The 19,184-nt window shown below is 68.4% G+C and carries 15 protein-coding genes; 6 read left to right on the plus strand and 9 right to left on the minus strand.

Translation table 11 applies throughout. The features are described from left to right. Positions 1–52: 52 nt before the first annotated feature. On the minus strand, positions 53–910 hold the full coding sequence (locus tag AC1DIX_RS09440; protein ID WP_477323814.1) for a hypothetical protein: 858 nt from the start codon (positions 908–910) through the stop codon (positions 53–55). A gap of 106 nt (positions 911–1,016) precedes the next feature. Between AC1DIX_RS09440 and AC1DIX_RS09445 the strand changes: the two genes are divergently transcribed. The 4 genes from AC1DIX_RS09445 to AC1DIX_RS09460 are packed head-to-tail and all read left to right on the plus strand — an operon-like array spanning position 1,017 to position 5,717. Next, the gene (locus AC1DIX_RS09445) at positions 1,017–1,466 is read left to right on the plus strand and encodes a MarR family winged helix-turn-helix transcriptional regulator (RefSeq protein ID WP_477323816.1); all 450 of its coding nucleotides are present in this window, start codon (positions 1,017–1,019) and stop codon (positions 1,464–1,466) included. A gap of 56 nt (positions 1,467–1,522) precedes the next feature. After that, positions 1,523–3,022, plus strand: a complete 1,500-nt coding sequence (locus tag AC1DIX_RS09450; RefSeq protein ID WP_477323881.1) for an MDR family MFS transporter — start codon at positions 1,523–1,525, stop codon at positions 3,020–3,022. An 18-nt stretch (positions 3,023–3,040) separates the two neighbouring features. Then, positions 3,041–4,543 (plus strand): efflux transporter outer membrane subunit, encoded by a 1,503-nt coding sequence (locus AC1DIX_RS09455; protein ID WP_477323818.1) that lies wholly within the window; start codon positions 3,041–3,043, stop codon positions 4,541–4,543. Positions 4,544–4,559: 16 nt separating this feature from the next. Further along, complete coding sequence (locus AC1DIX_RS09460) at positions 4,560–5,717, plus strand: EmrA/EmrK family multidrug efflux transporter periplasmic adaptor subunit (RefSeq protein WP_477323819.1); 1,158 nt, start codon at positions 4,560–4,562, stop codon at positions 5,715–5,717. Between the two features lie 130 nt (positions 5,718–5,847). Here AC1DIX_RS09460 and AC1DIX_RS09465 read toward each other — a convergent pair whose 3' ends face one another. The 4 genes from AC1DIX_RS09465 to AC1DIX_RS09480 form a co-directional block, all read right to left on the minus strand. Next, positions 5,848–6,786: a 2-hydroxyacid dehydrogenase gene (locus AC1DIX_RS09465; RefSeq protein ID WP_477323820.1), complete on the minus strand. Its 939-nt coding sequence runs from the start codon at positions 6,784–6,786 to the stop codon at positions 5,848–5,850. Then, entirely contained in the window at positions 6,783–7,478 is a 696-nt protein-coding gene (locus AC1DIX_RS09470) for a fumarylacetoacetate hydrolase family protein (protein WP_442122552.1), read from the minus strand. The genes AC1DIX_RS09465 and AC1DIX_RS09470 overlap by 4 nt, the downstream gene beginning before the upstream one ends. A gap of 176 nt (positions 7,479–7,654) precedes the next feature. Beyond that, positions 7,655–9,352 (minus strand): methyl-accepting chemotaxis protein, encoded by a 1,698-nt coding sequence (locus tag AC1DIX_RS09475; protein ID WP_477323822.1) that lies wholly within the window; start codon positions 9,350–9,352, stop codon positions 7,655–7,657. 152 nt (positions 9,353–9,504) lie between these two features. Beyond that, on the minus strand, positions 9,505–10,584 hold the full coding sequence (locus AC1DIX_RS09480) for an aldose epimerase family protein (RefSeq protein ID WP_477323824.1): 1,080 nt from the start codon (positions 10,582–10,584) through the stop codon (positions 9,505–9,507). A gap of 103 nt (positions 10,585–10,687) precedes the next feature. Here AC1DIX_RS09480 and AC1DIX_RS09485 point away from each other — a divergent pair, with 103 nt between their 5' ends. Next, entirely contained in the window at positions 10,688–11,482 is a 795-nt protein-coding gene (locus tag AC1DIX_RS09485; RefSeq protein ID WP_442122549.1) for a hypothetical protein, read from the plus strand. A gap of 78 nt (positions 11,483–11,560) precedes the next feature. Next, a complete protein-coding gene (locus AC1DIX_RS09490) occupies positions 11,561–13,672 on the plus strand; it encodes a putative bifunctional diguanylate cyclase/phosphodiesterase (RefSeq protein WP_477323826.1) in 2,112 nt (703 codons plus the stop codon). Between the two features lie 6 nt (positions 13,673–13,678). Here the strand turns inward: AC1DIX_RS09490 and AC1DIX_RS09495 are convergent, their stop codons facing one another. From AC1DIX_RS09495 to AC1DIX_RS09510, 4 genes are all read right to left on the minus strand, one after another. Beyond that, positions 13,679–14,119: a MarR family winged helix-turn-helix transcriptional regulator gene (locus AC1DIX_RS09495; protein ID WP_477249735.1), complete on the minus strand. Its 441-nt coding sequence runs from the start codon at positions 14,117–14,119 to the stop codon at positions 13,679–13,681. Between the two features lie 22 nt (positions 14,120–14,141). After that, a complete protein-coding gene (locus AC1DIX_RS09500; protein WP_477323828.1) occupies positions 14,142–15,596 on the minus strand; it encodes a sensor domain-containing diguanylate cyclase in 1,455 nt (484 codons plus the stop codon). Positions 15,597–15,750: 154 nt separating this feature from the next. Beyond that, the gene (gene kdpE, locus AC1DIX_RS09505; RefSeq protein WP_477249739.1) at positions 15,751–16,446 is read right to left on the minus strand and encodes a two-component system response regulator KdpE; all 696 of its coding nucleotides are present in this window, start codon (positions 16,444–16,446) and stop codon (positions 15,751–15,753) included. Continuing rightward, on the minus strand, positions 16,439–19,177 hold the full coding sequence (locus AC1DIX_RS09510; RefSeq protein ID WP_477323830.1) for a DUF4118 domain-containing protein: 2,739 nt from the start codon (positions 19,175–19,177) through the stop codon (positions 16,439–16,441). The genes kdpE and AC1DIX_RS09510 overlap by 8 nt, the downstream gene beginning before the upstream one ends. Between the last annotated feature and the right edge of the window lie 7 nt (positions 19,178–19,184).

Genomic DNA, 19,184 nt, shown 5'->3' on the forward strand with positions numbered 1-19,184 from the left:
GCGTCCGGCATGGCGCGCACAGAAGCCGGCGCGGCGCGGGAATACAGTTCGCTCAGGTGACTTCCAGGCGCAGGCGCTGGGTCAGCGCGTCGAGCACCTGGGCGTCGCTCCAGTAGACCGTGTGCGACAGCGGGTTCCAGCTCTTCAGAATCCAGGTCACCACGCCCTGCCCCGCATTGATCGCGCGGTCGTCGGCCAGTTCGGCGTAGCCCGGCGAGAGCGGCTGCAGCGGCCAGCCCAGCGCGTCGTCGGGGTCATAGAAGTTGATCCACTCGAAGCCGGGCGTCGGCCGCGCGATCGGCTTGATGTCCATCTGCTTGTGGGCCGCGCAGAAGATCGGGATGTTGCAGCCGGTGGTGACGAAGGCGCTGCAGGTGGCGCCGGCCATGAAGTGCCGGTCGCTGTCGCTCAGGCGCGCCCCCAGCGCGCGCATGGCCCAGGCGTCGACGTCCTTCCACACCCCGGCCAGGACCTGGCCGCCCGCCAGCGCCTTCTGCGCATCGTAGATATAGCTGGACAGCACCTGGCAACCCAGCGACTGCGCCAGGAACACCACCCGCGCCGACGGGTCCTGCCTGGCCACGCCCAGCAGCTGGCGCGCGATCGCCGCCTGCGCCAGTTCATACACCGAGCCGTCGATCTCCTTGCGGTTCTCCAGCCCGGCGGCGTCGCCGAAGCCGAACAGCAGGAAGCGGCGCAGGTCGGCATAGTGCAGGCTGGTGGTGTCGCTGACCCTGGCCCACACCGTTTCCTGGTTGGGCTTGAGGATGTCCTGGTAGTAGATCGAGCGGAAATCGACCTGGCCGGACAAGGGTCCCAGCCGTGCAGCCACGGCCTGGAACAGCTTTTCGGCGTAATCGCGCGGCGTCTCTCCCATGCCGTGGACGGTCAGCAATGCGGCTTGCGGCATCTTCCCTCCTCACTCATCGTTATGTCCATTCTGACACGACACGCTCTTTACAACTCAACTTGCATAAACTAAACTCGATAGATTCCTATCGATTCGAATTCTAACGATGAGTGATCTACCTGAATCTCCGATCGGGGAGCGCTTCTCCGCCGCCGTGCACAACACGGCGCGCGGCTGGCGCCTCCTGATCGACAAGCAACTGAAGCACCTGGGCATCGGCCAGGCCGGCTGGATGACCATCGCCATGATCGCCAAGTCGGGCGAAGCAATGTCGCAGCGCGCGCTGGCCGACCTGGTCGGCGTCGAAGGCCCGTCGATGGTGTCGATGCTCGACCGCCTCGAGCGCGAAGGCCTGGTCACGCGCGCGCCCTCGCCCACCGACCGCCGCGTCAAGCTGGTCCACCTGACCGATGCCGGCACCACCTTGTACAAGCAGGTGAAGGAGCAGGCGAATGCCGTGCGCCTGGCCCTGCTGGGCGACATCGACCCGGCCCGGCTCAAGGCCGCCACCGAGCTGCTGGAACTGCTGCGCGCGCGCATCGAGGAACAGCTGTGAGCGCAGCCACCGCGAACGCGGCGCCGGCCTCCGGGAATCCGCCGATCAACCGCACCATGATCACGATCTCGATCATGCTGGCGACCATCATTCAGGCGCTCGACGGCACCATCGCCAACGTCGCCCTGCCCCACATGCAGGGCGCGCTGTCGGCCTCCCAGGACCAGATCACCTGGGTGCTGACCTCCTTCATCGTGGCCGCCGCCATCGCCACCCCGCTGAACGGCTGGCTGGTCGACCGCTTCGGCCTGAAGAAGGTGTTCCTGGTCTCGGTGGCCGGCTTCACCATCGCCTCGGCCCTGTGCGGGCTATCGATGAACCTGACCGAGATCGTCGTCTCGCGCATGCTGCAGGGCGTGTTCGGCGCGGCCCTGGTGCCGCTGTCGCAGTCGGTCCTGCTCGACATCAATCCGAAAGAAAAGCACGGCTCGGCGATGGCGGTATGGGGCATGGGCGTGATGATCGGCCCCATCCTCGGCCCGACCCTGGGCGGCTGGCTGACCGACARYWWCAGCTGGCGCTGGGTCTTCTWYATCAACCTGCCGATCGGCGCGGTGGCCTTCTACGGCATCTGGCGCTACATCCACGCCACCACCGCCGCGCGCCGGGTGCGCTTCGACATGTTCGGCTTCGTCACCCTGTCGATCGCGATCGGCGCGCTGCAGATGCTGCTCGACCGCGGCGAACAGAACGACTGGTTCCAGTCGCTGGAGACCTGGGTCGAGCTGGTCATGCTGCTGCTGGCCGGCGCCTACTTCATCGGCCACACCCTGACGCGTCCGGCCGGCCAGTCCTTCGTCGACTTCCGCCTGCTCAAGAACAGCAACTACGTCACCGGCCTGCTGCTTATCTTCATCGTCGGCATGGTGCTGTTCGCGACCCGCGCGCTGATGCCGACCATGCTGCAGGGCCTGATGGGCTACCCGGCGGCGCTGGCCGGCCTGGTGACGGCGCCGTCCGGCCTGGGCACGATGGCGGCAATGCTGGTGGTGGGACGGCTCACCGGCAAGGTCGACTTCCGCCTGCTGCTGGGCGCCGGCTTCGCCATCACCGCGTTCTCGCTGTGGCAGATGACCCAGTACACGCTGGTGCTGTCGCAGTCCGACATCGTGTGGCCCGGCGTGATCCAGGGCGTGGGCCTGGGCCTGGTGTTCGTGCCGCTGTCGGCCGCCACCTTCGCCACCCTGTCGCCGCAGATGCGTGCGGAGGGTACGGCGCTGTACAGCCTGGTCCGCAACATCGGTTCCTCGATCGGCATCGCCATGGTGCAGGCCCTGCTGGTGCGTAACACCCAGATCGCCCACGCCTCGCTGACGACCCAGATCACGAATGCCAATCCGGCACTGAACGACCCGTCCAGCATCTACAACATGGGCAGCCAGCTCGGCGCCGCCATGATCAACAACGAGATCACGCGCCAGGCCTCGATGATCGCCTACGTCGACGACTACTGGCTGATGATGCTGCTCACCGCGGCCGTGATTCCGCTGCTGATCCTGATCCGTCCGCCAAAAGCTGCTTCAGCCCCGGCCCCGGTCGACGTGCACCTCGATTAATTTGGAAAGCTAGAACAAGTGCGACACACCTCATTCATCCTGAAAAACAGCCTCGCCGCCGGCGCCGTGCTGGCGCTGCTGGCCGGCTGCATCAGCGTGCCGGCCGACAGCAAGCGCGCCGCGCCGATCGACCTGGCGGCAAAGGCCCAGCACGCGCCCGGCATCACCCTGCCGCAGGACGCCTGGCCGGCCGAGCAATGGTGGCTGACCTACGGCGACCCGCAGCTGAACGCCCTGGTCCAGCAGGCGCTGCACGACAACCCGAGCCTGGCCGTGGTGCAGGCGCGCGTCGCCAGCGCCCAGGCCATCGTGACGGCCGAACGCGCCGACGAAGGCGCCCAGGTGGGCCTGTCGACTGGCCTGAACCGCCAGCGCTATTCCTCGAACGGCTTCTTCCCGCCGCCGATCGGCGGCAACTACTTCAACGACGCCAACGTGCAGCTGCGCGCCTCCTATGACGTCGACTGGTGGGGCAAGCACCGCTCCCTGGTCGCTAGCGCGCTGGGCGAAGAAAATGCGCGCAAGGCCGAAGCCGCCCAGGCCGCGCAGGCGATCGCCGCAAGCGTCGTCCAGGGCTACTTCCGCCTGCAGATGCTGTGGGCACGCCAGGACAACGTGAAGCTTCTCGCGGCGGTGCAGCGCGAGCTGGTGGCCGGCCGCAAGGCCCGCATCGCCCACGGCCTGGCCAGCGCCGACATGCTGCGCAGCGCCGAACTCGACCTCGGCACGATGGAAGAACAGTCGGCCCGCTTCGCCACCCAGGCGGTGCGCGAGCGCGAGGTGCTGCGCGCCCTGATCGGCGGCGATACGCAAGCCCTCGCCAAGCTGGCCCGCTTCAAGCCGGCGCCCGGCGCGAATACCCTGCCGCGCGAACTCGGCATGGAGCTGCTGGCGCGCCGTCCCGACCTGCAGGCCGCGCGCTGGCGGGTGGAGGCCCAGCTCGGCCGCGTGGCCGCCAGCGAAGCCGCCTTCCGTCCCGACATCAACCTGGTGGGCGCGCTCGGCCTCGACGCGGTTTCGCTCGGCAAGCTGCTGCGCTGGCCCAGCCGCACGCCGCTGCTCGGCGCCACCCTCGACCTGCCGCTGTTCGACAGCGGCCGCCTGAAGGCCCAGCTGGGCGTGGCCCGCGGCAGCCGCGAGGAACTGGTGGCCGAGTACAACGAAGCCGTGCTGGCCGCGGTGCGCGAAGTGGCCCAGGAAGGCGCAACCCTGCAGGGTCTCGACCAGGAAGCGCAGGCCCACCGGCAGACCGTGGAATCCAGCCACAAGCTGCTCGACAGCGCCGAGGCGCGCATGCAGCGCGGCCTGCTGGAACGCGCCGGCGTGCTGCAGGCGAAGATGACCCTGCTGCGCCAGCAGGACACCGATCTGCAGCTGCTCGACGCCCGCCTGCAGACCCAGGTGGCGCTGGTCAAGGCGCTCGGCGGCGGTTATCGCGCGCCCGCCTCGGCTGCCGCAACGACGGCCACCGCATCGACGGCTGCCGCAGCGACGGCTGCCGCATCGAACAACACCAAATAATCCAGAACCCAAGACCATGAGCACCGAGAACAATCAAATCACGAACAAGGGCAAGCGCCGCGCAGTCCTGGCCGGCATCACCGTCGCCTTCCTCGCCGCCGGCCTCGCCTACGGCGCGTATTACACCCTGGTCTCCTCCAAGCGCGTCGAGACCGACAATGCCTACGTGGGCGGCAACCTGGTCAACGTCTCGTCGCAGGTGACCGGCAGCGTGGTCGAGATCCGCGCCGACGAGACCCAGCTGGTGAAAGCCGGCGAAGAGATCGTGCGCCTCGACCCCTCCGACGCCGAAGTGAACCTGGCCCAGGCCGAGGCGCGCCTGGGCACCGCCGTGCGACAGCAGCGCGAGCGCTATTCCAACGTCGATCAGCTGAACGCGGTGGTCGAACAGCGCCGCGTGACCCTGAAGGCGGCCCAGGACGACCTGGCGCGGCGCTTGCCGCTGGCGCTTGATAATGTCGTCTCCGGCGAAGACGTGGCGCACGCGCGCCGCGCCGTGCAGGATGCGAAGGCCGCGCTGGACGTGGCGCTGAAGCAGGTGGCGGCGGCGCGGGTGGCGGTGGCGGGCGTGCCCCCGTCCGAGCACCCGGCCGTGCTGGCGGCGAAAGCCGATTACCTGTCGGCCTGGCTGGCGGCGCGCCGCAACGCCATCGTCGCGCCGGTGAGCGGCTACGTGGCCAAACGCAGCGTGCAGGTGGGCAGCCGCATCGCCCCGGGCGCGCCGTTGCTGTCCATCGTGCCGCTGGACCAGCTGTGGATCGACGCCAACTTCAAGGAATCGGAACTGCGCGACATCCGCGTCGGCCAGCCGGCCACGATCGAGGCCGACATCTACGGCAGCAAGGTGGTCTATCACGGCAAGGTGGTGGGCCTGGCCGCCGGCACCGGCAGCGCCTTCTCGCTGCTGCCGGCGCAGAACGCAACCGGCAACTGGATCAAGGTGGTGCAACGGGTGCCGGTGCGGATCTCGCTGGATCCGAAGGAGCTGGCCCAGCATCCGCTGCGCGTGGGCCTGTCCGCCACCGTCGACGTCGACATCAGCAAGCAGGACGGCGGCGCGCTGGGCGCCGTGGCGGCCCCGAGCCCGACCTATACGACCAATGTGCTGAACCAGCCGCTGCAGCAGGCGCAGGCGGCTACGGATGCGATCGTGGCCAAGAACATGGCGAATTGAGTCGGCTTTAGAACCGTCGTTCCCGCGCAGGCGGAACCGAGGTTTGCAGGCGCGGTCGAAACGCACGCAAAACTTGGGTCCCCGCCTTCGCGGGGACGACGTTCATGCGCTGACGTTCATGCGCCAAGGTTCAGGCAGTCACCGGCGTCAACGCCCGCCCACTCCTGAACCAACTCCGCAGATTATCCAGCATCAGCTGCGCCATCGCCGCCCGCGTTTCCTGCGTGGCGCTGCCGATGTGCGGCAACAGCAGCACGTTCTCCAGCCCGAAGAAGCGCTTGTCGATGTCCGGCTCGCCGTCGAACACGTCGAGCGCGGCGCCGGCGATGCGCTTCTGCTCCAGCGCCGCCAGCAGCGCTTCCTCGTCCACCAACGAACCGCGCGCCACGTTCACCAGCCAGCCGCGCGGCCCGAGTGCGTCCAGCACGCGCGCATCGATCATGCGCGCGGTCTCGCGTCCGCCCGGCGCCGCCACGATCAGGATGTCGACGTCGCGCGCCAGCGTCGCCAGGTCGGCCTCGAAGCGCCAGTCCAGCCCCTGGTCGCTGCGGCCATGGTAGGCCAGGGCCACGCCGAACAGTTCGAGCCGGCGCGCGATCTCCTTGCCGATGCGGCCCAGGCCGACGATGCCGACGTGCTTGCCGGCCAGGCTGGTACTCAGGGGGAAGTTGGTGTCAAGCCAGCGGCCGTCGCGCACATAGCGGTCGGCCTGGGGCAGCTGGCGCAGCAGCGACAGCAGCGCGCCGATGCACAGCTCGGCCACGGCGGCGTTCAGCACGTCCGGGGTATTCGACACCACGATGCCGCGCCGCGCCGCCAGCTCGAGCGGGATCAAGTCGTAGCCGACGCCGTTGGTGGCGATGATCTCCAGCTTCGGCAGGCGCTCGACCAGGCTGGCCGGCACCTCCAGGTTGCTGCGGGTGACGATGGCGCGGATATCGCCGGCGCGCGCGGGATCGCGTTCGATGTCCGCGGCGCCCAGCCGCTCGAATTCGGCGTCGATCTGCGACTGTACCTCCGGCGGGAAGCCGCCGATCTGTAGCAGCCCGGGGCGGTGYAGGCCCGTCATTGGCCGCCGATGGCGAGTTCGAAAGTGGCGACGCCGTCCACGCCGCCGCGCACGTGGTCGCCCGGGTTCAGGGCATCGACCCCGGCCGGGGTGCCGGTGAAGATCAGGTCGCCCGGCGCCAGCGTCACGAAGCGCGACAGGTAGGCGATCACGTCGGCCACCGGCCAGATCATCTCGTTCAGGTTGCCCTCCTGCTTCAGCTGGCCGTTCACCTCGAGCCAGATGCGGCCGGCCTGCGGGTGGTCGGTACAGGAGACCGGCTGCAGCGGGCTGCAGGGCGCCGAGGCGTCGAAGCCTTTCGACATGTCCCAGGGCCGTCCGTCCTTCTTGGCGACGGCCTGCAGGTCGCGCCGGGTCAGGTCGAGGCCGACCGCATAGCCCCACACCATGCCGAGCGCCTGTTCCGGCGCGATGTTCGCACCGCCCTCCTTCAGGGCCACCACCAGTTCGACCTCATGGTGCAGCTCCTTCGTGGCTGGCGGGTAAGGCAGCGTGCCGCTGGCCGGCACCACGGCGTCGGCCGGCTTGGTGAAGAAGAACGGCGGTTCGCGGTCCGGGTCGGAACCCATTTCTCGCGCGTGGGAGGCGTAGTTGCGGCCGACGCAGAACACGCGGCGCAGCGGGAAAGTCTGGTCGGAGCCTGCGATGGCAAGCGCGGGGGTGTCGGGAGGGGTGATGACGAAGCCGGTCATGCTGATCCTTGTAAAGACGGTTGCCGAACGCGCCTTCGGGGGCGCGTCGGATACCATAACATAATCAGCGGCTGCGAGTTGAGACTGTCGTCCCCGCGCAGGCGGGGACCCAAGTTTGCTCGCGTTTCGGCAGATCAAGCAGAACTTGGATCCCCGCCTTCGCGGGGACGACGTTCTTAGAACTCTTCCCAATCACTCTCCACCGCCTCGGCCGGCGCCGGACGCGCGGTGCGGGCCGGCCTGGCCGCCGGCTTGGCGGCCGTCGCCCTTACTGCCGGCAGGGTGGAACGCGGCGCAGCCGGGGCGGCGGCCATGGCCGGCGCGGCGCCGTGCTCGAGCTTGAACACCGCCACCGCCTGCGCCAGGCGCGTGGCCTGGTCCTGCATGGCTTGCGAGGCGGCGGCCGCCTCTTCGACCAGCGCGGCGTTCTGCTGGGTCACGGTGTCCATCTGGGTGATGGCTTCGTTGATCTGCTCGATGCCGGCGCTCTGCTCCTGGCTGGCCGAGGTGATCTCGTTGAGGATGTCGGTGACGCGGCCCACGCTGTCGACGATGTCGTTCATGGTGCTGCCGGCTTCCTTCACCAGGCGGCTGCCGGTATCGACCTTGTCGCTGGAATCGTCGATCAGGGTCTTGATTTCCTTGGCCGCGGCGGCCGAGCGCTGGGCCAGGTTGCGCACTTCGCCGGCGACGACCGCGAAGCCGCGGCCCTGCTCGCCGGCGCGCGCCGCTTCCACGGCCGCGTTCAGCGCGAGGATATTGGTCTGGAAGGCGATGCCGTCGATCACGCTGATGATGTCCGTGATCTTGCCGGAAGCATCGTGGATCTGTTCCATGGTGGCGACCACCTGGTGGATCACCTGGCCGCCGCGCGCGGCGACGCCGGATGCGGCTTCGGCCAGGGTATTCGCCTGGCGCGCGTTGTCGGCGTTCTGCTTCACGGTCGAGGTCAGCTCTTCCATCGAGGACGCCGTCTCTTCCAGCGAACTGGCCTGCTGTTCGGTGCGGCTCGACAGGTCCTGGTTGCCGGCCGCGACCTCGCTCGACGCGGTGCCGATCGCCTCGGTGCCGGTGCGCACCGTGGCGACGGTCTTCACCAGGTTGTCGTTCATGGTCTTCAGCGATGCCAGCAGCTGGCCGGCCTCGCACTTGCTGGTGACCTCGACCCTGGTGGTCAGGTCGCCGGCGGCGACGGCGTCGGCCACCGCCAGTGCGCGGCGGATCGGGCGCACGATCGAGGCCGTGGTCCACAGCGCCAGCGCGGCGGCGGCGCCCAGGATCAGCAGGCCCACCCCCAGCATCAGGCTACGGGTGCGGGCATAGGTGCCGGCGGCGGCGGCGGCATCGGCGTCGGCGAGTTCCTTCTGCTGCCGGATCTGCTCGGCGATCACCTTCTTGTACTCGACCAGGATCGGGCGCATCTCCTTCGCGAGGTAGGCCTTGGCGCTGTCCATGTCGTTCGCCTCGACCATGCGGATCAGTTCATCCTGGCTCTTCACATACCTGGCGTTCAGCTCCTGCTGCTGGCCCAGCAGGGCGCGTCCCTGGGCGCTTTCCAGAGTCTTGTCGAGTTCGGCCAGAATGGTCTCGGCATCCTTGCGCGAGGCCTTCACTTCATCGAGCTGGGTGGCGCGGTCGGCCTTGTCGTCGCTCAGCATGATGTTGCGCAGCGCGATCGCGATGTCGTCGACTTCGCCCGACAGACGGCTGCTCAGGTCCAGGCGCGGCATGCGCTTGCTGACGATCGTATGGGTACCGGTGTTCACACTGCCGAGGCCGATCACACCCTGTCCGACGATGAACACCAGCGCCAGGCAGATGACCCCGAAACCCATCCCGAGACGGGTCCCGATCTTCCAATCCGTAACTTTCATTCTTCTCTCCGAAACCTTGTTGATTACAAGTCCATGCACAAATATGACGCAAAGCGACAAAGTTTATGGCGAGAAACTAACGAAAGTCGATAGAAAAGTGAAGTTTGTGGGAAGATATTTACAAAAGTGAGTTATCGGAACAACACCTTTGCTTATGCCTCCACCGAAAACCTGAAGCGCGACTCGGTCGCATAAATATCGCCCGGGCGCAGGATCGTGTTCGGGAAAGCAGGCTGGTTCGGCGAGTCCGGGAAGTGCTCGGGCTCGATCGCGAAGCCGCCGCGGTGGGGATAGGCGCAGCCCTTGCCCGACAGGCTGCCGTCGAGGAAGTTCCCGCTGTAGAACTGCACGCCCGGCTCCTGGGTCAGCAGTTCCAGCACCCGCCCCGAACCGGGATCGCGCACGCGCACCGCGCGCGTCAGCAGGCGGCTGCCGGCCTCCCTGTTCAGCACGAAGCAATGGTCGTAGCCCTGGCCGTTGGCGAGCTGCCGGTCGTCCTCGCCGATCCGGCTGCCGATGCTGCGCGGCTGGCGGAAGTCGAAGGGGGTGCCGGCCACCGGGCGCACCYGGCCCAGCGGGATCGATTCGGCGTCGATCGGCACGAAGCCGTCGGCATCGATGAGGAGTTCATGGCCGAGGATGTCGCCGCAGCCCTCGACGCCGGCCAGGTTGAAATAGCTGTGCTGGGTCAGGTTGACGGGCGTCGGCTTGTCGGTGACCGCCGAAAACCGCACGACGATCTCGTTGTCGTCGGTGAGGCTGTAGACGACCTGGGCGTCCAGATTGCCCGGATAGCCCTCCTCGCCGTCCCCGCTGCGGTAGCGCAGCCGTAGTTCATTGCCTTCGACGGCGGCCTGCCACAGGACCTTGTCGAAGCCGCGGTCGCCGCCGTGGAGGTGGTTGCTGCCGTTATTGGTCGCCAGCTGGTAGCTGTGGCCGTCGAGCGTGAAACGGCCCTTTGCGATGCGGTTGCCGTAGCGGCCGATCAGGGCGCCGAAATACGGGCTCTCGCCAAGGTAGGGCGACAGCTCGTCGAAGCCGAGGGCGACGTCGGCGAAGCGGCCCTCGCGGTCGGGCACGAGGATATTCGTGATGATGCCGCCGAAATCGAGGATCTTCACCGTCATGCCGTGGCGGTTGACGAGGGTGTAGCGGGTGACCGGCGCGCCGTCGGGCAGCTTGCCGAACGGCGCCTGGATGATGCCTGGGGTGGAGTCGGTTTGCACGTTCACGTTCGGTCCTGTATAGGTATGAGGTATCGCCGCCGCGGCGGCAGGTCGGCCCGATGCTAGCACGGCGCCCCGCTCGGCCGGCGCACCGTGGCACAATACGGCCATGCCTGCCCAGTTTGCTGACTACGCGGACCTGATCGCCGCCACCGACCTCGCCGCGATCGCGAATCCCGCACAGATTCCGGATGCCTATTTGCTCGGCCGCGCCGGCCGCGTCGAAGCGCATTACATTCCCTTCGACTACGTCAATCCCGCCGCGCGCGTGGTGGTGGTCGGGATCTCGCCCGGCTTCGTGCAATGGAAGAATGCGGTGCGCGCCGCGCAGCAGGGCTTGCGCGATGGCCTGCCCCTGCCCGACCTGCTGCGCGCGGCCAAGTACACGGGCGCCTTCAGCGGTGCGATCCGTCCCAACCTGGTGGCCCTGCTCGACCATATCGGCCTGCAGCGCTGGCTCGGGATCGCCAGCTGCGCCACGCTGTTCGGCGCCGACGCCCACCTCATGCACGTGACCGGGGCGCTGCGCCAGCCCATCTTCGTCGACGGCAAGAACTACAACGGCGCCAATCCGAACATGGTGACCACGCCCCTGCTGCAGGAGCAGCTGCTGGCGTACTTTGGCCAGGAAGCGGCGCAGCTGTCCGGCGCCGTCTTCGTGCCGCTCGGCCCCAAGGTGAGCCAGGCGCTGTCGTGGCTGGCGCGCCGCGGCATGCTCGACGAAGCGCGCATCCTGCATGGCATTCCCCACCCCTCCGGCGCGAACGCGGAACGCATCGCCTACTTCCTCGGCCGGAAAACGAAAGCCGCCTTGTCGAGCCGCACGAACGGCGGCCAGATCGATGCCGACCGCCTGGCCCTCGGCGAGAAAATGACGGCCCTCGGGATGGCGCCGCTGCGATAAAGCCGGGGCCGCTTGGCGTGCTCCGCGTATCGACTACCGCGATTACACTGGAGCCGTCCAGCGTTCCAACAGGCGACCATGTCATTACATTCGTGGGAATACAATCGGCTCACCCTCGTCAATCTCGAAGACAAGCCTGCGGATTTCTTCAAGGGCCTGATCCAGGCGAGCAGCACGGCCATCGTCATCTGCGATGCAAAGCAGCCCGATGATCCGATCGCCTGGGTGAATCCGGCCTTCGAGGCGATCTCCGGCTACACGCTGGCCGAGGTGATCGGCCGTAACTGCCGTTTCCTGCAGGGCAGCGACCGTGACCAGCCCGCACTCGCCGGCCTGCGCGAGGCACTCGCCGCCGGCCGCAGCCACACCTGCACCTTGCGTAACTACCGCAAGGACGGCAGCGTGTTCTGGAGCCGCATGCACCTGTTCCCGGTATGCGATGCCGCCGGCGCGGTCACCAATTTCGTCGCCTTCCTGGAAGACGTGAGCGTCGCGATCCAGGCCCAGGCCGAGGTGGCGAATGCGCGCGAGCACCTCAGCACCCTGCTGGAGAGCATTTCCGACGGCTGCTTCTCGCTCGACCGCGAGTGGCGCTTCACCTTCATCAACAGCAAGGGAGCGGCATGGATGCGGCGCAGCGCCGACCATCTGATCGGCAAGGTGATCTGGGACGAGTTCCCGGAAGCCGTCGGCGGCCCCTTCTATCAGACCTACCATCGCGCGCTCGAGCGGCAGGAAGCGGCCAGCTGCGAAAGCTATTATGCGCCGCTGCAGATGTGGCTGGAGGCGCGCGCCTATCCGTCGAAGGATGGCCTGACGGTGTTCTTTGCGAACATCACCGAGCGCAAGGAAGCCGAAGCGCGCCTGGTCCACATGGCGACCCACGACAGCCTGACCGGCCTGCACAACCGCTTCAGCTGCCTGCGCGCGCTCGACGAGGCGCTGGCGCGCGACGACATGATCGGGGTGCTGTTCGTCGACCTCGACCACTTCAAGGAAGTCAACGACGCCCACGGCCACCAGTCCGGCGACCTGGCGCTGCAGGAGATCGGGCGCCGCCTGGCGGCATTCGGCAATGCCGATACCACGGTGGCGCGCATCAGCGGCGACGAATTCGTGTTCGTGCTCACCGATGCAAATCCGGAAGCGGCGAAGGCGCTGGCGGCCACGGTGCTGCAGCGCATGGCCGAACCGATCGCGATCGGCCCCCTGAAGGTCACGGTCGGCGCCAGCATCGGGATCGCGCTGGGCAAGCCCGGCGAGGTCAGCGCCGACGAACTGCTCAACAACGCGGATGCCGCGATGTATGCCGCCAAGGACAACGGCCGCCATACCGCCTGCCTGTTCTCGCCCAAGTCGGCACAGCTGATCAAGGAACGCCTGCAGCTGCGCCAGGAAGTGTTTTCGGCCCTCGAGCGGCGCCAGTTCGTGCTGTTCTACCAGCCGCAGATCAGCGCCGCCAACGGCGCCGTGGTGGGGGCCGAGGCCCTGCTGCGCTGGGAGCATCCGCGCCTGGGCGTGATCGCGCCGGGCGCCTTCCTGTCGATGCTCGAGGATTCGCCGGCGATCAACGCGGTCGGGGCCTGGGTCTGCGAGGAAGCCTGCCGCCAGGCGCGCGAATGGGAGCTGCTCGGCTTCCAGCTGCAGATGGCGGTGAACGTGTCGACCCGCCAGCTCACCGACGAGAACCTGCCGGTGCTGCTGAAGAACCTGGTGGCGCACTACGGGCTGGACACCGGCTGCATCAAGCTGGAAGTCACGGAGAGCATGCTGACCCAGGACATCGAGAAGGCGGCGTCCGTGCTTCGTTCGCTGCAGCAGGAAGGTTTCAGGATCGCGCTCGACGATTTCGGCACCGGCTACTCGAACCTCTCCTACCTGCGCCAGTTCCCGATCACCGCGATCAAGATCGACCGCTCCTTCGTGCAGGAGATCGAGGAAGACCGGCGCTGCCTGGACATCGTCAACGGCGTGATCGCCTTCGCCAAGTCGCTCAAGCTGTCCGTGATCTGCGAAGGGATCGAAACCGAGGCGCAGGCCTGCGCGATCCGCTCGACCGAATGCGACGTGCTGCAGGGCTACCTGATCGGCAAGCCGATGCGTGCCAGCGATTTCCAGGCCCTGCTGCTGGCCCAGCGCACCATGCCCCAGCAGGACTATCCCGGTTGCAGCCAGCCGGACACTGATTGACGCCGGCTAGCTGTCTGCTGCCAGCTTGCCGCGCAGCTGCTCGAGCTGGCGCTTGAGCGCCGCCAGGTCGCCCGGCGGGCAGGCCGCCGCGCACAGCACCTGTTCCTGGATCGCCGCAGCGTCGCGCGCCATCGCGCGGCCGGCGTCGGTCAGGCTGACCACCACCTGGCGCTCGTCGAGGTTCGAGCGCGCCCGCGCCACCAGGCCGGCCGTCTCCAGGCGCTTGAGCAGCGGCGTCAGGGTCGCCGAGTCGAGGAAGAGCCGCGCGCCGATGTCGGACACGGTCACCCCGTCGCGCTCCCACAGCACCAGCATCACCAGGTATTGCGGATAGGTCAGGTCCAGCTTGCGCAGCAGCTTGCGGTAGACCTTGTTCATCGCCAGCCCGGTCGAGTACAGCGCAAAGCACAGCTGGTTGTCCAGCAAGGGGGTCGTCTTCGATTCCATGGGATGGATGTTAGATCGCGCGCTATGCAATTGCAAGCCGCGCCGCGATGCGATTGCGCCCGCCTTCCTTGGCTTCGTACAGCAGGCGGTCCGCGGCCTCGACCCAGGCGCCGTCCGGCCCGGCGCCGGCCAGGCCGGCCACCACGCCCAGGCTCAGGCTGACCTGGCCGTAGGGGCTGTCGGCATGCTCCAGCTTCAGTTCCGCCACCGCGGCGCGGATCGTTTCGGCCACCTTCACCGCGCCATCCAGGCTGGTAGCAGGCAGGATCACGGCGAATTCCTCGCCGCCGTAGCGCGCCGCCAGGTCGCCCGGCCGGCGCGCGCCGGCCGCGATCGCCGTGGCCACCTTGCGCAGGCAGTCGTCGCCGGCCACATGGCCGTAGCGGTCGTTGTACTTCTTGAACCAGTCCACATCGGTCAGGATCAGCGCGAATCCGCTGCCGCCGCGGCGCGCCCGCGCCAGCTCGCGCGCCAGGGTGTCTTCGAACAGGCGGCGGTTGGCCAGCCCGGTCAGGCCGTCGCTTTCGGCCAGCGCCCGCAAGGTTTCCTCGAGACTCTCGCGGATGCGGATCTGGTGGATCATGCGCCGCCCGCCCCAGGCCAGCAGGACGATCGCGAACGCCACCACGCAGCTCATCTTGACCGCGCCCGCCCGCCAGTCGCCCAGGATCTCGTCCTTGGACTCGGCGCTGGCCACCACCAGCGGATAGCCGTCCAGGTGGCGGTAGCTGTAGAGGCGCTCGATGCCGTCCATCCTGGCCCGCAACATCGCGGTGCCGACCGGCCCGGCGCTCTTCATCATCTGGAAGATCGGCCCGCCGGCGATGCTGGTGCCGACCAGGTTTTCCGAGAACGGGCGCCGGTAGATCAGGGTGCCGTCGTCGAGGGCGAGCAGGATGGTGCCCTGGCGTCCGACGTCGAATCGGTCATAGAAGCGGCCAAAGAAGCCGAGGTCCAGCGTCACCAGCGCGACGCCGCCGAAGCTGCCGTCGGGACGGTCGATGCGGCGCGACACCGGGATCACCATCACGCCGGTGGAACGGCTGCGCACCGGCTTGCCCACGTGGCTGCGGCGGTCGGGGTCGGCCTGGTGATAGCGGAAGTACTCGCGGTCGGCGTTGTTGGCCTGCGGCGGCTTCGCCTGCGTCGTCACTTGCCAGCTGCCGTCGGGGCCATACACGAACAGGCCATGCACTTCGGCGGAATGGGCGGCGATGTGCTGGAAGCGCCGTTGCAGGCGCTCTCCCGCCGCGCCCTCCACGCCGTCCTGCTCGACACGCTCGACGGTCTCGGCCAGCACCGCATCGGCCACCTTGAACGAGGTCTCGGCCTGGGCCGCCAGCGCGAGCGCCATGTTCGCGGTGCTGGCCGAGGTTTCTTCCAGCTGTGCCTCGCGCGCCGTCCACAGGCTCCAGCCGTAGATCCCCAGCAGCAGCACGCAGAATGCCGCCAGCAGGGCGATCGAACGCCCGACCATCGGGCGGCGTATCTGGTTCAGGTGTCGGAGGCGGGGCGTGAAACTCGGCGGCATCGGCATCGGGAGAGGAAGCTATCGCGCGAGGATAGATGCTGAACACACGACTAGTCCAGAAAATACCGTATTGGCGGCGTTTGGTTGCCCCGAAACAACATCAAGGAAGCTGGAAGCGGTAGCCGACACCGGTCTCCGTCACCATGAAGCGGGGCTGCGCAGGATTGTCTTCCAGCTTGTGGCGCAGGTGGCCCATGTAGATGCGCAGGTAGTGGGCATTGTCGGCCTGGTTCGGGCCCCAGACCGCGCGCAGCAGTTGCGGCGTGGTCATCACCTTGCCGGGATTGGCGACCAGCACCGCCAGCAGCCGGTGCTCGGTCGGCGTCAGGCGCACCGCCTTGCCGGCCTTGGTGACGCTGCGGTTCTGGACGTCCACCTCGACGTCGCCGAAACTCACCTTGCCGTCGCCGCCGGTCGCCAGGCCGCGCTGGCGCCGCCGCGAGGCGCGCACCCGCGCCAGCAGCTCGCCGACGCCGAAGGGCTTGGTGAGGTAGTCGTCGGCGCCGCGGTCGAGGGCGCGGATTTTCTCCTCTTCGTCGACCCGTGCCGACAGCACGATGACCGGCACCGCCGACCAGGCGCGCAGGTCGCCGATGAAGTCGACGCCGTCGCCGTCCGGCAGGCCGAGGTCGAGGATCACGAGGTCGGGCTTGCGCGTGCCCGCCTCGACCAGGCCGCGCTGCAGGGTGGCCGCCTCGTGCACCTGCCAGCCTTCCTGCTCCAGCGCGCCGCGCACGAAGCGGCGGATGTGCGGCTCGTCTTCCACGAGCAGGGCCACGCCGATGAAATCACTCATCCTCTTCCTCGATCTCCATGTCTTCATCCGGCAACTGCATGTCCGGCGGTGTCCCCAGCGGCAGCGTGAAGACGAAGGCGGCGCCGCCCTCCGGCCGGTTGGCGGCGCGGATCGTGCCGCCGTGCGCTTCCACGATGGCGCGGCAGATCGCCAGGCCGAGGCCGACGCCGGGCTTGGCGGACTCACGCTCCCCACGCACGAATTTTTCGAACACCGCTTCCTCCTGGCCCGGCGGCAGGCCGGGGCCGTCGTCGGCAACCGTCATCTCCAGCCATATGCCGTGCGGCCGGGCCGAGATGCTCACCGTGCTGCCGGCCGGCGTGTATTTTCCCGCATTTTCCAGCAGGTTGGACAGCACCCGCTCGATCAGTACGGCATCGTAGCGCACCAGCGGCAGGCCGGCCGGCACCTGGGTCTCGACCCTGCGGCCGGCCAGCGCCGCGCGGCTGGCGCGCAGCGCGCCACCCACGGTTTCCTCGACCGCCTGCCACTGCAGGCGCAGCTTGACCTCGCCGGTCTCGATACGGGCCATGTCGAGCAGGTTGGTCACCAGGGTGCTCATGCGCACGGTTTCCTCGCGCAGCGCCTCGGCCATGCTCCGCTGCGCCGGCGCCAACGGCGGCGTCGAGCACGCCAGCGACTCGGCCTGCGCCATCAGCGTGGTGAGCGGCGTGCGCAAGTCGTGCGACAGCGCCGACAGCAGCGAATTGCGCAGGCGCTCGGACTCGATCCTGACCAGCGCGTCCTGCGCCACCTCGATGTAGTGCACCCGTTCCAGCGCGATCGCGGCCAGGGCGGCGAAGGTATCCAGCTGCTGCACCTGTTCGGGCGCCAGCAGCCGGTGCGGCGTGGAGGCCTCGATCGCCAGCACGCCCCGAGTGCGCATCGGCGCCACCAGCGGCATGTAGAAGAGCGGACTGCCCGGCAAAGTATCGCTGCCCATGCCGGCGGCGGCGCCATGATCGAAGGCCCATTGCGCCACACCGAGGTCCAGACCGGCAAGGGCCGCCTCGTCCTCCGCCGTGCCCCCTTTTGCAGGGCTCAGCCGGCCGTCGGCATCCGGCAGCAGCAGCACGGTACGGGCCCCGAAGGTGCGGTCAATGGCATCGCGCGTGGCTTCCTGGATCTGCTCCGTCTGCAGCACCCCGGACAGCGCGCGCGCAAATTCGTAAAGGGCATGCGTCCGGCTCTCGCGGCGGGCCGCGACCCGCGCCTGGAAGCGCAGCCCCGCCGTCAGGTGTCCGGTGATGGTGCCGACCGCCAGCATCACGCCGAAGGTCACCAGGTACTGGAAATCCGAGATCGCCAGCGTGAAGCGCGGCGGCACGAAAAAGAAGTCGAAACAGGCCACGCTGACGCAGGTCGCGGTGACCGACGGGCCACGGCCGAAGCGCACCGCCACCAGCAGCACGACCAGCAGGAACAGCATGGCGATGTTGGCCAGGTCGAGATAGGCAATCGCCGGGGTGGCGGCCAGCGCCATGCCCACGCTGGCGGCGACGGCCATGCCATGCGCCGGCAGGACCTGGCGCAGCGGCATCCGGCCTGCGGGGCCGCCGGCAGGCCGCGGCGCGCCATCGGCCGGCCGGTCGTGCGCCACGGCCACCTCGACCAGGTCGACGTCCGGCGCCAGCCGTCCGATGCGCAAGCCGGCCGGCACCTGCCAGCGCCACCGCGCACCGCTGCGGCCGAGCGCGATCCGCGACAGGTTGTGGCTGCGCGCATAGTCGACCACGGCCGCCTCCATGCGGTCGCCCGACAGGACGGCGGTGGCCGCACCGAGTTCACGCGCCAGCTCGAGCGCGCCCAGGATCCGCTCGCGCCGCGCCGGATCCAGGCGCTGCAGCGCCGGCGTCTCGACGTAGACGGCATGCCACTCCGCGCCGAGCTGGGCCGCCAGGCGCGCCGCATTCCTGACAACGCCTTCAGCCTCCGGCCCCGGTCCCACGCAGGCCAGCAGCGCGCTGCCGGTGCGCCATACGGTATCGATCGATTTCTCGACCCGGTAGGCGCGCACGTCGTCGCCGATGCGCTCGGCGGTGCGGCGCAGCGCCAGCTCGCGCAGCGCGATCAGGTTCCCCTTGCGGAAGAAGTTCCGGCCGGCGCGCTCCGCCTGCTCTCCCTGGTAAACCTTGCCGAGCCTGAGCCGGGTCAGCAGCTCGTCCGCCGGCAGGTCCACCAGCACCACTTCGTCGGCGCCGTCGAAAACGCTGTCGGGCACCGTCTCCGCCACCCGCACCCCGGTAATCCCTCCCACCACTTCGTTCAGGCTCTCAAGATGCTGGACGTTGACGGTCGTGAAAACGTCGATGCCGGCCTCGAGCAGTTCCTCGACGTCCTGCCAGCGCTTCGGGTGGCGCGAGCCGGCGACATTCGAATGCGCCAGCTCGTCGACCAGGACCAGCTCGGGCCGGCGCTCCAGGGCGGCGTCGATGTCGAATTCGGTGAGCGTCTTGCCGCGGTAGCCGATGCGCTTGCGCGGCAGGACGTCCAGCCCTTCCAGCAGGGCCGCGGTTTCCGCACGTCCGTGGGTCTCGGCGACGCCGACCAGCAGCTTGCGGCCGGCGGCAAGCTGGCGCGCCGCCGTCAGCATCGCATAGGTCTTGCCGACGCCGGCCGAGGCCCCGAAATAAATGCGCAGCCGGCCTCGCGCGGCACGGCGCTCCTGTTCCTTCACCTGGGCCAGCAGCGCGTCCGGGTCGCGCCGCGGGCCTTCGCCGGGGAAGCTCATGCGGCTC

The organism is Massilia sp. 05N420, assembly GCF_056397205.1.

Excerpts from the sequence above, each read along its gene's own strand:
- AC1DIX_RS09510 (WP_477323830.1), bottom strand. The coding sequence starts at position 19,177 with ATGAGCTTCCCCGGCGAAGGCCCGCGGCGCGACCCGGACGCGCTGCTG.
- kdpE (WP_477249739.1), bottom strand. The coding sequence starts at position 16,446 with ATGAGTGATTTCATCGGCGTGGCCCTGCTCGTGGAAGACGAGCCGCAC.
- AC1DIX_RS09500 (WP_477323828.1), bottom strand. The coding sequence starts at position 15,596 with ATGGTCGGGCGTTCGATCGCCCTGCTGGCGGCATTCTGCGTGCTGCTG.
- AC1DIX_RS09460 (WP_477323819.1), top strand. The coding sequence starts at position 4,560 with ATGAGCACCGAGAACAATCAAATCACGAACAAGGGCAAGCGCCGCGCA.
- AC1DIX_RS09475 (WP_477323822.1), bottom strand. The coding sequence starts at position 9,352 with ATGAAAGTTACGGATTGGAAGATCGGGACCCGTCTCGGGATGGGTTTC.
- AC1DIX_RS09440 (WP_477323814.1), bottom strand. The coding sequence starts at position 910 with ATGCCGCAAGCCGCATTGCTGACCGTCCACGGCATGGGAGAGACGCCG.
- AC1DIX_RS09445 (WP_477323816.1), top strand. The coding sequence starts at position 1,017 with ATGAGTGATCTACCTGAATCTCCGATCGGGGAGCGCTTCTCCGCCGCC.
- AC1DIX_RS09470 (WP_442122552.1), bottom strand. The coding sequence starts at position 7,478 with ATGACCGGCTTCGTCATCACCCCTCCCGACACCCCCGCGCTTGCCATC.
- AC1DIX_RS09490 (WP_477323826.1), top strand. The coding sequence starts at position 11,561 with ATGTCATTACATTCGTGGGAATACAATCGGCTCACCCTCGTCAATCTC.
- AC1DIX_RS09485 (WP_442122549.1), top strand. The coding sequence starts at position 10,688 with ATGCCTGCCCAGTTTGCTGACTACGCGGACCTGATCGCCGCCACCGAC.
- AC1DIX_RS09495 (WP_477249735.1), bottom strand. The coding sequence starts at position 14,119 with ATGGAATCGAAGACGACCCCCTTGCTGGACAACCAGCTGTGCTTTGCG.